General features: G+C 28.9%; 14 protein-coding genes. 13 read left to right on the top strand and 1 reads right to left on the bottom strand.

Going from position 1 to position 14,285, the window contains the following annotated elements; genetic code table 11:
- The 13 genes from B5D41_RS13410 to B5D41_RS13350 form a co-directional block, all read left to right on the top strand.
- The coding region (locus tag B5D41_RS13410; RefSeq protein WP_143555731.1) for an adenylyl-sulfate kinase at positions 1-725 on the top strand (725 nt) is incomplete at its 5' end.
- A gap of 212 nt (positions 726-937) precedes the next feature.
- Positions 938-1,525, top strand: coding sequence for an adenylyl-sulfate kinase (cysC, locus tag B5D41_RS13405; protein ID WP_078811142.1), 588 nt, complete (start codon positions 938-940; stop codon positions 1,523-1,525).
- Positions 1,518-1,760, top strand: a complete 243-nt coding sequence (locus B5D41_RS13400) for a DUF2061 domain-containing protein (protein ID WP_078811141.1) — start codon at positions 1,518-1,520, stop codon at positions 1,758-1,760. Before cysC ends, B5D41_RS13400 begins: the two co-directional genes overlap by 8 nt.
- A gap of 137 nt (positions 1,761-1,897) precedes the next feature.
- Positions 1,898-3,217 (top strand): lipopolysaccharide biosynthesis protein RfbH, encoded by a 1,320-nt coding sequence (rfbH, locus tag B5D41_RS13395; RefSeq protein ID WP_078811140.1) that lies wholly within the window; start codon positions 1,898-1,900, stop codon positions 3,215-3,217.
- Positions 3,218-3,240: 23 nt separating this feature from the next.
- Positions 3,241-4,017 carry a glucose-1-phosphate cytidylyltransferase gene (gene rfbF, locus B5D41_RS13390; protein WP_078811139.1) on the top strand — a complete coding sequence of 259 codons (777 nt, stop codon included), beginning with the start codon at positions 3,241-3,243 and terminating at the stop codon, positions 4,015-4,017.
- 2 nt (positions 4,018-4,019) lie between these two features.
- Positions 4,020-5,087, top strand: coding sequence for a CDP-glucose 4,6-dehydratase (gene rfbG / locus B5D41_RS13385; protein WP_078811138.1), 1,068 nt, complete (start codon positions 4,020-4,022; stop codon positions 5,085-5,087).
- A gap of 17 nt (positions 5,088-5,104) precedes the next feature.
- Positions 5,105-6,040, top strand: a complete 936-nt coding sequence (locus tag B5D41_RS13380) for an NAD-dependent epimerase/dehydratase family protein (RefSeq protein ID WP_078811137.1) — start codon at positions 5,105-5,107, stop codon at positions 6,038-6,040.
- A 28-nt stretch (positions 6,041-6,068) separates the two neighbouring features.
- Positions 6,069-7,091, top strand: a complete 1,023-nt coding sequence (locus tag B5D41_RS13375) for a GDP-mannose 4,6-dehydratase (RefSeq protein WP_078811136.1) — start codon at positions 6,069-6,071, stop codon at positions 7,089-7,091.
- Between the two features lie 11 nt (positions 7,092-7,102).
- Positions 7,103-8,104, top strand: a complete 1,002-nt coding sequence (locus tag B5D41_RS13370) for a glycosyltransferase family 2 protein (RefSeq protein WP_078811135.1) — start codon at positions 7,103-7,105, stop codon at positions 8,102-8,104.
- Between the two features lie 19 nt (positions 8,105-8,123).
- Entirely contained in the window at positions 8,124-9,572 is a 1,449-nt protein-coding gene (locus B5D41_RS13365) for an MOP flippase family protein (RefSeq protein ID WP_078811134.1), read from the top strand.
- Positions 9,573-9,598: 26 nt separating this feature from the next.
- Positions 9,599-10,900, top strand: coding sequence for a nucleotide sugar dehydrogenase (locus B5D41_RS13360; RefSeq protein ID WP_078811133.1), 1,302 nt, complete (start codon positions 9,599-9,601; stop codon positions 10,898-10,900).
- 3 nt (positions 10,901-10,903) lie between these two features.
- Complete coding sequence (locus B5D41_RS13355; protein ID WP_078811132.1) at positions 10,904-11,869, top strand: glycosyltransferase family A protein; 966 nt, start codon at positions 10,904-10,906, stop codon at positions 11,867-11,869.
- Positions 11,870-12,067: 198 nt separating this feature from the next.
- Positions 12,068-13,195: an O-antigen ligase family protein gene (locus B5D41_RS13350; protein WP_078811131.1), complete on the top strand. Its 1,128-nt coding sequence runs from the start codon at positions 12,068-12,070 to the stop codon at positions 13,193-13,195.
- A 671-nt stretch (positions 13,196-13,866) separates the two neighbouring features.
- On the opposite strand, the gene B5D41_RS13345 is transcribed toward B5D41_RS13350, so the two are convergent.
- The coding region (locus B5D41_RS13345; protein ID WP_143555730.1) for an IS3 family transposase at positions 13,867-14,285 on the bottom strand (419 nt) is incomplete at its 5' end.

Here is a 14,285-nt window from a genome sequence, read left to right as displayed (position 1 = left end):
TAAATCAAGATGAGGTAAAGGATAAGATAGAAAGACATGATGTAGCTGAATGCATATTAAAATTGGATAAAGCTATAGCATTCGATTTAACTAGTGAAATAGCAGAGACTAGTCGGTTTGTAATTGTGGATGAACATGAGATAGCTGGTGGTGGAATAGTACAAGCAGCTTTAGAGGATGAACAAAGCTGGGTAAGAGAGAAAGTAATGCTTAGAAATTATAAATGGGAAAAGAGCCATATTACTAATGATGAACGAGCTGAGAAGTATAATCAAAAGTCAACTTTAGTCGTAATTACTGGCGAAGAGGATGTTGGAAAGAAACCGACAGCTAAGGCGTTAGAAAAAAGATTATTTGATGATGGGAAGATAGTTTACTTCTTAGGCATTGGTAATCTATTATATGGTGTAGATGCGGACATTAAAGGTCAAAGTAATAATCATCGTGAAGAACATTTAAGAAGACTAGCTGAAGTATCACATATTATGCTTGATGCTGGAGCAATCTTAGCTGTTACGGCTGTAGAACTGACACAAGAAGACTTAGAGCTAATTAAGACTACGGTTAATGCAGATAAGATAGAGACGGTTTGGCTAGGTGAGAATGTGACTACGGATATAGATTATGATTTACATATTCCGGAGTTTGAAGAAGTGAAAGATGCAGCGCAGCAGATTAAGAATTTACTACAAGAACGTGGGATTATATTTAATCCGTGGAAGTAATTCAAAATCTTTAAATAATAATTAGACACAGACTGACACAGACCAAGTACAGACTAAAGATAAAAAACAAAAGCAAATTAAAGATAATTAATGAATAAAGAATATAAATTGATATTTAATAGTATGAACTTAGGGTTTAAAAGTCTGTGTACAGTCTTGTGTGAGTCTCGTGTCAAATTGCCTTTTATAACTTACGTAAGGATGGTAGAGAGATGAATGAAAATAATATAGTATGGCATGAAGGAAAAGTAACATACGAAGATAGATGTAAAAACTTAGGTCAGGAAGGTTTAGTGGTTTGGTTTACGGGGCTTTCTGGTTCTGGAAAATCTACAATAGCTGTAGAAGTTGAAAAAGAGCTACTCAAACAAGGCAAGGCTGTTTATAGATTAGATGGAGATAATGTTAGACATGGATTAAATTCTGATCTTGGTTTTGCTAAGAAAGATCGAGATGAGAATATTCGACGGATAGCTGAAGTGGCAGCTTTATTTAAGGATGCTGGGTTAATAACGTTAGCATCCTTTATCTCGCCATTTCAGGAGATGCGGGATTTTGCTCGGGAAAGAGCAGGCGTAGATAGTTTTATTGAAGTATATGTGAAAGCAGATGTGGAAACTTGTGATGAACGTGATCCGAAGGGGTTGTATGAGAAAGCTAAGCAAGGTGAGATAGATGACTTTACCGGTGTTTCTTCACCGTATGAAGAACCGGAGAATCCAGATATAGTAATAGATACAGTTGAGTTGACAGTTGAAGATTCGGTGGAGAAGATATTGGAGGTAATTGTGGATGAGTAATAAATTAAGAAGAATATTAAAGAGTATTACCTGGCGGATAACTGCGACTACTACAACAATTTTGATAGTGTACTTTTTAAGCGGTGAGCTAAAGATAGCTGGAGGAGTAGCTTTATTGGAAGTGATTTTTAAGACAGTAATTTATTATTTGCATGAGAGTGCTTGGGATAAGGTTGAGGTTGATCAAGGAGAAAAAGGTGACATTATAGTAACGAATAATCAAAAATCAACTTAGAATATATCAATATTTAGTTCTCGTTTTAAGTATACTGTAATAATTAATAACTTATCTTAGAAAAGATATTTAATAATAAATTATTGAGGTTATACATTTTAAAAGTATATGTAAAGTTAGAATTGAGGGGAGAAGTCATGAGTAATAAGACAAATAAATTACGAAAAGAAATATTAGAGAAGGTTAAAGAACTTCATGAATTACAAGAAGAAAGTAAGGAGAGCTTTAAACCAGGTAAAGATATAATTCCTTTTGCACGTCGTGTTTATAATGAAAAAGAGATGATGTCTTTAGTTGATTCAGCTCTAGATTTTTGGTTAACGGCTGGTAGATATGCTGAAGAATTTGAAGAAAAATTTGCAGATTATTTTGGTCTTAAAAGTTGTTCTTTAGTCAATTCGGGTTCATCAGCAAATCTAATAGCTTTGACGGCTTTTACATCATCTAAATTAGGTGATAAAAGACTTAAACCAGGAGATGAAGTGATAACAGTTGCTGCTGGATTCCCTACTACAGTAAATCCTATAATTCAAAATGGCTTAATTCCAGTTTTTGTTGATGTCGATTTAGGTACGTATAATGTTAACATAGAACAGTTAAGACAAGCTATTTCTCCGAAGACAAAAGCAATTATGCTGTCTCATACTTTAGGTAACCCTTTCAATCTTAGAGCAGTAATGGAAATTGCTGAAGAAAATGATTTATATGTTATTGAAGATTGTTGTGATGCAGTTGGCTCTACATATAATGGAGAATTAGTTGGGACATTTGGAGATGCGGCTACAGTAAGCTTTTACCCTGCCCATCATATGACTATGGGAGAGGGAGGAACAGTATTAGTTGATTCAACAAAGTTAGAGAGAATAGTACGTTCTTTTAGAGATTGGGGACGTGATTGTTACTGTGGACCAGGACAGGATAATACCTGTGGATACAGATTTGAACGACAAATGGGGACTTTACCTTATGGATATGACCATAAATATATATATTCTCATATAGGATATAATTTAAAAGTTTTAGATTTACAACCAGCTATAGGAGTCGAGCAATTAAAGAAGTTACCTTCATTTATTAAAAAGAGGAAGGAAAACTTTAAGAAATTAAAGAATGGACTTAAAGATTATGAAAATTATTTGATTTTACCAAAGGCAACTGAAAAGTCTGATCCTTCTTGGTTTGGATTTCCGATAACAGTGAAAAAAGATTCAGGGGTTGACCGTGCTGATTTAGTTAATCATTTAGAAGACAATAAGATTATGACTAGAATGTTGTTTGCTGGTAATATTACTAGACAACCAGCTTATCAAAATGTTAAATATAGAGTAGTTGGTGACCTAGAAAATACAGATTATATAATGAATAATACTTTCTTTATTGGAGTTTATCCAGGTATTGACCAAGATAAGAGAGACTATATACTTCAAGTTTTTGCAGATTACTTTAGTAAGTTATAATAACTGGTGGGGAGGAATTTATAATGAAGGCTGTAATTTTAGCAGGAGGATTTGGAACAAGACTAGGGAATAGAACAAATTTAATCCCTAAGCCTATGGTTAAAATAGGGACTAAGCCTATTCTATGGCATATAATGAAGACATATGCTCATTATGGGATTAATGAATTTGTTATTTGTTTAGGTTATAAAGGAGATATAATTAAAGATTACTTCTTACATTATGAAGCTAGAAATAATGACTTTACAATTGAATTAGGTAGTTCTAACTTAGAATTTCATAATGGACATGATGAAGAGGATTGGAAAGTAACTTTAGTAGATACTGGTCTTAATACCTTAAAAGGTGGAAGAATTAAAAGAATAGAAGAATACTTAGATGATGATATAAACTTACTAACTTATGGTGATGGTGTAGCAGATGTAAATATAGATGATTTAATTGAATTTCATAAATCACATGGGAAAATGGTTACTATTACTGGAGTACATCCGCCGGCAAGGTTTGGAGAGTTAATAGAAGAGGATAATGTAGTAAAATCTTTTGAAGAAAAGCCACAAACTTCACAAGGGTTAATTAACGGCGGCTATATGGTCTTTAATAGAGAATTATTAAGTTATCTAAGACCAGATGAGGATTGTGATTTTGAAATAGGTCCTTTAGAGAGTTTATCAAAGGAAGGAAAGGTTATGGTTTATAAACATAAAGGTAACTGGGAATGTATGGACCATGAGAGAGATGTAAAGCATTTAAATAAACTATGGAATAATAATAATGCTTTCTGGAAGGTATGGGAGTAGAAATGGACAAGATGCTTAATGGAGTTTTTAAGGATAAAAATGTATTAGTCACTGGTCATACTGGGTTTAAAGGTTCTTGGCTTACAACTTGGTTAAATGAATTAGAAGCTAATGTAATAGGTTATGCCCTTGACCCTTATAGAGAAAAGGATAATTTTGTAGTAACTAATCTTAGTAGTAAAATAACTGATATTAGAGGTGATGTGCGAGACTTTGATAAATTATTATCAGTATTTGAAGAGTATAAACCAGAAATAGTATTCCATTTAGCTGCTCAACCATTAGTAAGGTTATCTTATGAAGAGCCAAGAGAGACTTATGAGACAAATGTAATGGGAACAGTGAACCTTCTAGAAACATGTAAGCAAGTAGATTCAGTGAGAGTAGTAGTGAATGTTACTAGTGACAAGTGCTACGAAAATAAAGAAATGATTTGGGGATATAGAGAGAATGATTCCATGGGAGGTTATGACCCTTATAGTTCTAGCAAAGGTTGTGCTGAATTAGTAACCTCTGCTTATAGAAGATCGTTTTTTAATCCACAAGATTTAGATGAACATGGAGTAGCTTTAGCTTCTGTAAGAGCAGGAAATGTCATTGGTGGGGGAGATTGGGCTAAGGATAGATTAATGACCGATTGTATAACAGCATTACAAGCAGGAAAGAAAATAAAGATTCGTAGTCCACAAGCAATAAGACCATGGCAGCATGTGTTAGAGCCACTGAGTGGTTATTTATTATTAGCTTCAAAATTATATAAAGAACCTAAAAAATATATAGGGGGATGGAACTTTGGGCCTGAGGAAAGTTCTATAGTAAACGTAGGGGAACTAGTAGAGAAGCTGATAGATTGTTGGGGTTCAGGTAAATGGCTAGACACATCATCTAATGATGAACCACATGAAGCTAAATTATTGAAACTTGATATAAGTAAAGCAAGATATTATTTAAATTGGAGTCCAAGGTTAGATATAGATAAAACGATTAAATTAGTAGTTGATTGGTATAAAGAAGATAACATTTCTTATGGTTTCAATGTTCAACAGATAAAAGAATATATTAATAAATAGTTTAACTGAGGTGGAATATGGGAGAGTATAAAGAATTCTTTAAAGATAAAAGAGTTTTAATCACAGGAAGTAATGGGTTTATTGGAAGACATGCTGTGGAAAGATTTAAGAACTATAATTGTAAAACTTATGGATTAGGAGTAGAGAAAGAAAATCAAAATAAAGAGATTAAATATTTTCAATGTGATGTAACTGATTATACTGGACTAAGTAATATTTTAGAAGAGATAAATCCAGATTATATCTTGCATTTAGCAGCAGTAGTTTCGGCAGTTAGAGATTATTCATTATTTCCTAAGATGTTAGATATTCATGCTAAATCATTATATAATTTTTATGAAATATTAAAGAATAATGATACTTTAAAACTTCTAATTAACTTTGGCTCAACAGAAGAATATGGTAATTACAATGGGAAGCAGTTTAAAGAGAATTTTTTTGAAAAGTCCTTATCGCCATATGCTGCAAGTAAAACAGCAGGAGTACATTTTGCCTATATGATAGGAAAAAACGAGACATTTCCTGTGATTTCAATTAGACCAAGCGTTTTATATGGAAAATATCAATCAGACAATAAGTTTATTTCATATATAATTAACAACCTAATAAAGAATAAATCTTTAAACTTAACACCTTGTAAACAAACTAGAGATTTTATTTGGGTAGAGAGATTTCTTAATATCTTAACCGAGTTGATTATTTCAAAGCAGTATTGTTATGGAGAAATATATAATATTTCATCTGGAGAAAGTAAAGAGTTAAAATATTTAGTTGAATATGCTAAAGAACTTTTAAATAGCAATTCAGAAGTTAATTATGGAGCTTTAGAATACAGAGAAAATGAAATAATGGAGTTTAATGTGTCAAATGATAAAATTAATTCAATTTTGGATAAAAATATTAAGTGTAATTTTGAAAAAGATTTTAGTAAGTTTTTAAAAGGCTATTTATAGATATAGATGAGAAGGAGTTTGATTATATATGAAAACACTTATTACTGGAGGTTGTGGTTTTTTAGGTTCAAATTTAGCTAGTTATGCTTTAGATAATAAATATGATTTATATATATTAGATAATTTTTATCGAGAAGGGTCAGCTAAAAATTTAGAATGGTTAAATGAACAAGGTGAATTTAGATTTATTCATGGTGATATAAGAAATAAAAATGATATAGAAAGAATTATAAAGCAAATTAAACCGGATGTTATCTTTCATTTAGCTGGACAAGTTGCAATGACTACTTCATTAGATAATCCTCAGATGGATTTTGAAGTTAATGTTCAAGGAAGTATTAATGTTTTAGAAGCTGTTCGTAAGCATTCTCCAGAATCAATAGTTATTTATTCATCTACTAATAAAGTTTATGGTGATTTAGAATATATTGATTTCAAAGAAAATGATAAAAGATATGAAGCTGTTAATTTTCCTGACGGGTTCGATGAAAAAACAAATCTTGATTTCCATTCACCATATGGTTGTTCTAAAGGAGCAGCTGATCAATATATGCTCGATTATGCCAGAATGTTTGATTTGAATACAGTAGTTTTTAGACATTCTTCTATTTTTGGAGGAAGACAATTTTCAACCAAAGACCAGGGTTGGGTTGGATGGTTCTGCCAGAAAGCATTAGAAATAAAAAGTGGAGAGTTAGATGAGCCATTTACAATTTCAGGTAATGGCAAACAGGTTAGAGACATTTTATATGCAGATGACTTAATAAATTGTTATTTTGCTGCTGTAGAAAACATTAATCAGGCAAGAGGAGAATTATTTAATATTGGAGGTGGAGCAAATAATAGTTTTTCATTATTAGAATTATTTGATTATCTGGAGGATTTATTAGGTATTAAAATGATTTATCAAGAAATTGATTGGCGTGAAAGTGATCAAAAAGTTTTTATAGCTAATATTAATAAAGCAAAAGAGCTATTAAATTGGCAACCTAAAGTAGACAAGTTTACAGGTGTAAAGAATATGGTTAACTGGATAAAAGAATTAAAATAAAGGGGAGTTTTATGTTACTATCGATTTTGATTCCAACATATAATAGAGATAAGTCATTAAAAAAGAATTTATACATGATTAAAGAATATATAAATAAAAATAATCTTATTGATGATATAAAGATAATAATTTCAAACAATTGTTCAACAGATGATACTAGACAAGTTATCGATCAGTTCTGTAAGCAAACAGATATTATAACTAATAAATATAACCAAAATGACAATTTGGGGTTAGAAGGAAATGCTTTATTTGTACTAGAAAAGGCGGATACTGAATATGTCATGTACTTAAGTGATGATGACTATTTAGATGAAAGTTATCTTGTTAATATAGTAGATAAACTGAAGGTTACAAAGGAAATATATTGTGTATTACCAAGTATTCAACCCATCCGGCCAAACGGTGAATATATGAAACCTGGAAGAGATATGGGGAAAGATAAGAAAATATATAACAAAGGTTTCGAAAATTGTCTCGAAAATTCCTGGAGAGGACATCAACTTACAGGTGTTACTTTTAAAAAGAAAGGTACTTATGCGAGTTATAGAAAAAATAATGTAAATAATATTTATCCCTTCATCTATTTTGTTGCTTATAATTGCTTAAGAGGCAAAACCTGGCATTTCACAGAGTATCCTGTAAAAGTTACAGTAGCTGTTCAGGAAGAAAAAGATTGGGGATACGAAGAGGATGGTTTAATATCAGAGATATTTGATAGTTATAAGAAACTAGATAATATCACTTCATTTCAGAGAAGCAAATTAGAACTTAAAATGTTAGATACTCAAACTTTTCGTTACCAAATGTACTTATCTAAAGGGGTTAGTCACTATTTAAAAGCCTTAAAAAATATAGAATTTGGAAATAATACAAGTTTATTAACTAGATTAGGGTTTCCTTTTTTAGCATTTAAATATTTAAGTAAATCAGTTTTGATTAAAGTTTTAAGATTAACTTTGAGTAATAATTATGAAAAAACTAAAAACAAGTTTAAAAGTTTTATGAATTAAATTTATTAGGGGTAATTAAATGTCATTAAGAAAAAAAACTTTTTGGGGTGCTATATGGAATAGTCTATCCAGTGTGTTTTTAACTGGTTTAAATTTTGTAATAACAGCAATATTAGCACGTTTATTAACTCCAAATGCATTCGGAGTCATGGGAATGATCCAGACTACTATTGCTTTAATTAATATGATGAACCAATTTGGTTTAGCTCCAGCTATTATTCAGGGAGAAAATTTAAATCAAGAACGTTTATCTTCATTATTTTGGTTTAATATGTTAATTGGAATTATTATGACTGCTATTGTTTATTTCAGCTCTAATTTAATAGCGTTATTTTTTAATCAACCAGAACTAACTGAATTATTAAAATTAATTTCTGTTGTATTTACTATTGTTTCTTTTTCATTTATACAACAGAGTTTACTTCGAAAAAAAATGAAATTTAAAGAATTATTTAATATTAATATATTTTCAACAATTTTGTATGGTATTATTACTATAGTGTTAGCATTAAATAATTTTGGTGTTCATGCACTAGTTTATGGATTTATTGCTAAAAATATTGTTGCTAGTGTATTTATAATATTATATTACAAGTGGACCCCTAATTTATTCTTTAGTTTTAATATGATAAAAGATTTACTTGATTTTGGTATTTATGTTTTTGGGACAGGTATAATAAATTATTTTAACAGAAATCTAGATTATCTATTAATTGGTAGATTTTTAGGTTCTGAATCATTAGGTTATTATACTCTTGCATATAAATTAATGCTTGTTCCTGTAAGAAAAATAGGTGGGGTGATTAGTAATACCTTTTTACCTGCATTTTCTGAAATAAAAGAAAATAAATCATCTATAAAAAAATATTATCTTAATGTATTAGGGTTAATTGCTTTAATTACTTTTCCTATGATGGGAGGACTATTTATTGTAGCTTCTGAGATGATATTAACAGTTTATGGTCAGAACTGGTCATCTGTAATTATCTTAATTCAAATTTTAAGTATAACTGGGGCTGTTCAATCTATAGGAACAACTGTTGGGATTGTATTATTGTCTCAAGGGAGATCTGATATTTCTTTTAAGTTTAATTTCTTTTTAATTATCAATTTAACGGTTGCTATGATTATTGGTATAAAATGGGGAATTGTTGGAGTTTCTTATGGTGTAACAATTGTAAGTTTTTATACTTTTTGGATTAGTATGCATATAACTGGTGATTTAATTAATATGAGTTTGAAGGATTTAATTAATTTCATTAAAAAACCGTTTTTATATACCTTATTTATGATGTTGATACTTTATTTAAGTAAGACTTATTTCGTATCTCCAAATATTGAGAATTTGCCTATTCAGTTAACTATTAATGTTATTACTGGCGTTATTGCTTATGCAGCTATCTTTTTAATTATTGATGGCAAAGAGTATTTTGAGCAGATTAAAAGATTAAAAAATTCAGTGAAATAAATAATTATTTAGGAGAGATATTTATTATGGATATAAATAATATAAAACTAGCAATTACAGGAATGGGATATGTCGGTTTACCATTAGCTGTAGCATTTTCTGAAAATGGAATAGATATAATAGGATTTGATATCAATCAAGAAAAAATAAATAAATATAAAAAAGGTGAGGATCCAACAAGTGAAATTGGAAAAGAGCGTTTAGCTAAGATATCAAATATAAAATATACATCTGACGAAAATGACATAAAAGACGCAAATTTTCATATTGTTGCTGTTCCTACGCCTGTTGGAAAAAATAATGTTCCAGATTTAGACCCGGTAACAGGTGCAAGTAGAACAGTGGGGCGAAATTTAAAAGAAGGCTCAATCGTTGTTTATGAGTCAACTGTATATCCTGGGGTTACAGAAGAAGTTTGTGTTCCAATACTTGAAGAGGAATCAGATTTAATTTGTGGAGAAGACTTTAAAGTTGGTTATTCACCAGAAAGAGTTAATCCTGGTGATAAAGTTAATACCGTCGAGACCATTGTTAAAGTTGTTTCCGGTATGGATGAAGAAAGTCTGGATGCTATTACTAAAGTCTATGAAATGATAATTAAGGCTGGTGTACATAGAGCACCTTCAATTAAGGTGGCAGAGGCTTCAAAAATAATTGAAAATTCTCAGCGTGATGTTAATATTGCCTTTATGAATGAGTTATCTATGATTTTTGATAAAATGGATATTGACACTCAGTCTGTTTTGGAAGCAGCAGGTACCAAATGGAACTTTCTCAATTTTTATCCGGGGCTTGTCGGTGGACATTGCATTGGTGTTGATCCATATTATTTAACATATCGTTCTGAAGAACTTGGTTATATATCGCAGTTAATTTTAAATGGACGTAGAATTAATGATCAAATGTCAAATTTTGTTGCAGAGAAAATAGTTAAAAAGATGATTGAATCTAACATTAAGGTTAATGGTTCTAAAGTACTTGTAATGGGTGCAACTTTTAAAGAAAATGTACCTGATCTTAGAAATAGTAAAGTTGCAGATTTAATCAACCAATTAGAAGAATATCATGTTAATGTTAAAGTCACTGATCCAATTGCTGATTCAGAAGAGGCTGTAAGCGAACATGGTATAGAACTTCAGCAATTAGATGATGTCAGCGATATGGATACTGTTGTTGTTGCAGTTAATCATGAGCAGTATAATAATATGGAATTAGAAGAATTTAAGAAGTTTTATAAAGATGATATTGTTAAACCTGTGTTTATTGATATTAAGTCTATCTTTGATAAAAATGAAGCTGAAAAAATGTATAATTATTGGAGAATGTAGGTTATGTATAAGAATAAAATTGAATTATCAATTATCATACCACATTATAATGATTCAGTTTTGTTAGAAAAATTATTAGATTCAATTCCTTCTGAAAAAGATATTGAAGTTATTGTTGTTGATGACAATAGTGATAAAGAAGAACTAAAAAAATATAAAGAATTCAAAGATAAAGATAGGTTTTCAAATATTAATTTTTTAATGAACAAGACTAATAAAAAAGGTGCTGGTGTGTGTAGGAATATTGGATTGAATAATGCTTCTGGTAAATGGATTCTATTTGCAGACTCTGATGATTACTTTATTGAAGGGTTTTATGATGTTGTTAGCAAATATTTTTGTTCTAATATTGAAGTAGTTTTATTTCCCCCAACTAGTATTTATATTGATACAAATAAAGAGGCTAATAGACATATAAATTTTGTAGAAATATTGAATTCCTATTCAAATAATAATAATTTAAGAGATGAATTATATTTAAGATATAAAATATCAAATCCAATATCTAAATTAATTAAAAAACGATTTATTGATGATCATAATTTGAAATTTGATGAAGTGATTGCATCTAATGATGTTATGTTCTCCACAAAGTTAGGGCATTATATGAATGATTTTAAGATTGATAATAAAACAATCTATTGTATAACACGTAATAAGGGTAGTTTAACTGTTAATAATAGTGAGAAAATCTTTGATTCAAGACTTAATGTCTATATTAATTATTGTAATTTTCTTAAAGAAAAATTGAACGAAAATGAATTGAGTTTTTTTAATTTAAAAGGACAGGGTTATCTATTCACTTCGATTAAGCATGGTTATGGGTTTAAAAAAACCTGGAATGTTTTTTGTGAATTTAAAAAAAACAGTATTAAACCCTTTGACTACAGAGTTATGAATCCAATGTATTTAATCAAAAAATTATTAAAACATTATAGATTGGAAAAAACCTTAAAAAAATATAGATGATTTTTTATTATTTGATTATTATAATTGGAGTTGAGTATGTTCTATAGGCATGGTAGCTTGGGAGATATGTCACCATCTGATTTTTACCAGGCAATACAGAATAACAAAATTAAATCAGAAGTAATCGTTGCACAAAATGAAAAACTAAGAATGAGTGGCTATATCAAAGATCTTCTACAATATTAAGGGGGTTAGGCCGTGTTTATTAAAAATTTGTTTTATTTTTCTATTTTTATAATATTATATTCACCTTCGATTTATGGTAAAACATATTTTGGAGTGATTTATCTATACTTTTTGTTGTTTATTATATTATTAACTAATAATATATATATTAATAAAATTATTAAATTATTTATAATTTATACTTTTTTTATACTGGTAATTGATATTACACTTTTATATTCTAGTCAGTCTAATATTATTGCAATATTAGAAATCATAATTTATAGTTTTATACCATTAATTAGTTTTTATATTGGATATTATATGAAGCAATTCAATAGAGAAAAAATCTTTAAATCTATTTTTTATGTAGGTTTCATTCAATCTCTAATCGGAATATTACAAATGTTGTTCATGAATTTTAGAAAATTTACATTTAAATTGTTTGGAAATTTTGATAAATATAGTAGACTTTTTAGTGAAAGAAGATTTGGAAGGGCTATAGGGAGTGTTGGTAATCCAAACTATTATGCAATATTCATAGTAATTTATATAGTGTTTTTAATCAATTTTTTTCATAAAATTAAAATAAGTAAATACATTAAGATATTAAGTTTGATTATTAGTATTTATTCGTTAGTTTTTGCTCAATCTAATACGGGTTATCTTCTAATGGTTGTGAGTCTTTTATTTATGTTAGTTCTAACGTTTAGTCATAAATTTAAAATTAAGAATAGTATTTTATCTATAGTCCCTATAATAAACTTTGAGAATTTCAAGTATTTTTTTAGTAGAATAGATATAGATAGGATTAAGAGTATAGGGGAAAGAGTTCATATATGGAAGGAATTGTATAATGAATTAATTATTCCTTATAATTATCATTTTATAATTGGATATGGGAGTATTTTCATGGAAAAATATACTACTGATAATTATTATTTAAAAATATTTTTAGAGTATGGAATCATAGGATTAATTTTATTTGTTTTTTTAAATCTCATTTTAGTTTTAAAAGCTACTAAAATAAAAACATTTAATGAAAAAAAATTTGTTATGATTTTAATGTTTTTAATTTTAATAGCTAATATTGTATCTGAACCACTTTTAAATGTTAAGTTGTCTCCATATATATATTTATTATATGGTCTTTTTATATGATATTAATTTTATTATTATTGTTATGCCCCCTAAATATATATAAAGTACAATCGAGGTATAAGTATTTTGCTTTTCATAAAACTTATAAGAGATAAAGAGTTAAAAAGCATTGGAAATTTATATTTCACGATTCCTTGTGTCAGAGCAATTACTTATCTATTTGAAATAATCGCCAAAAAAAGGGTTGACAATCCAGTTTATATGAAAAACGCCAACGAAAAATACACTAGAAAAATTAATGGAACACACTATTCCTATAGTACATTACCAAAATTTGATTTGAGTTAACGCGTATGATAAAGCATTATAACCATAGTCGTTTACACCAGAGAATTAATTTTATAACTCCTTACCAGAAGTTATACTGGCAAGGCAGAAACAATTATTAAAAAGCGCAGAAAAAACATAAAGCAGCTATTGAACGAAGAAAACGACTGAATAGACAATCTCATTCTCAGGTTACTTAATCTTAGATATTATAAAATTATTTTTGAAGTATACTTGATTTTTCTAAAACAATGAACACAAAAAAGCATTTTAAAAATTGAGATTAAATTTTTAAACAATTAATTTTAGAATATAAAACAATATCTTTGATACAATTAGTTTTTGATATAGGATATTATATACCGATAAGTATATTTGTAGTGAAAATGGATTGTCAACCCTTTTTAGGATACTTTTTTCCCGGACATTAACATTCTATATTTTACAGGGGTAAGATAATCTAATGATCCATGTATTCTGTGATTGTTATACCAGTTTACATAATCAAATAACTGATATTCTAATTCCTCAAAACTACTAAAGATCTTATTAAACGCAAACTCTGTTTTAACTACTTTAAAAGCAGCTTCTGCAACAGCATTATCATAGGGGCAGCCTTTTTTACTCAAAGAACGGTTAATACTAAATGTGCTTAATAGCTGGTCTATAGCTTTATTTTTGAATTCATTACCTCTATCAGTATGTAAAATGTTAATTTCATTAAGTGGTCTCTTAATACTTGAGAAAGCTTTAGTAACAAGCGATGCAGTCTTATTTTTACCAACGGCAACGGCATAGCCGATAATTTCACGGTTAAATAGGT

This window comes from Selenihalanaerobacter shriftii, assembly GCF_900167185.1.
In the GTDB taxonomy this organism is placed as follows: Bacteria; Bacillota; Halanaerobiia; order Halobacteroidales; family Acetohalobiaceae; genus Selenihalanaerobacter; species Selenihalanaerobacter shriftii.
The sequence above is the reverse complement of the archived record's forward strand: the minus strand, read 5'-3'. Positions and strand labels throughout refer to the sequence as shown.

What these genes read in the sequence shown, in the direction of transcription:
- cysC (WP_078811142.1), top strand. Translation starts at nt 938, where the DNA reads ATGAATGAAAATAATATAGTATGGCATGAAGGAAAAGTAACATACGAA.
- B5D41_RS13360 (WP_078811133.1), top strand. Translation starts at nt 9,599, where the DNA reads ATGGATATAAATAATATAAAACTAGCAATTACAGGAATGGGATATGTC.
- B5D41_RS13355 (WP_078811132.1), top strand. Translation starts at nt 10,904, where the DNA reads ATGTATAAGAATAAAATTGAATTATCAATTATCATACCACATTATAAT.
- B5D41_RS13365 (WP_078811134.1), top strand. Translation starts at nt 8,124, where the DNA reads ATGTCATTAAGAAAAAAAACTTTTTGGGGTGCTATATGGAATAGTCTA.
- rfbG (WP_078811138.1), top strand. Translation starts at nt 4,020, where the DNA reads ATGGACAAGATGCTTAATGGAGTTTTTAAGGATAAAAATGTATTAGTC.
- B5D41_RS13400 (WP_078811141.1), top strand. Translation starts at nt 1,518, where the DNA reads ATGAGTAATAAATTAAGAAGAATATTAAAGAGTATTACCTGGCGGATA.
- rfbF (WP_078811139.1), top strand. Translation starts at nt 3,241, where the DNA reads ATGAAGGCTGTAATTTTAGCAGGAGGATTTGGAACAAGACTAGGGAAT.
- rfbH (WP_078811140.1), top strand. Translation starts at nt 1,898, where the DNA reads ATGAGTAATAAGACAAATAAATTACGAAAAGAAATATTAGAGAAGGTT.
- B5D41_RS13370 (WP_078811135.1), top strand. Translation starts at nt 7,103, where the DNA reads ATGTTACTATCGATTTTGATTCCAACATATAATAGAGATAAGTCATTA.
- B5D41_RS13380 (WP_078811137.1), top strand. Translation starts at nt 5,105, where the DNA reads ATGGGAGAGTATAAAGAATTCTTTAAAGATAAAAGAGTTTTAATCACA.
- B5D41_RS13375 (WP_078811136.1), top strand. Translation starts at nt 6,069, where the DNA reads ATGAAAACACTTATTACTGGAGGTTGTGGTTTTTTAGGTTCAAATTTA.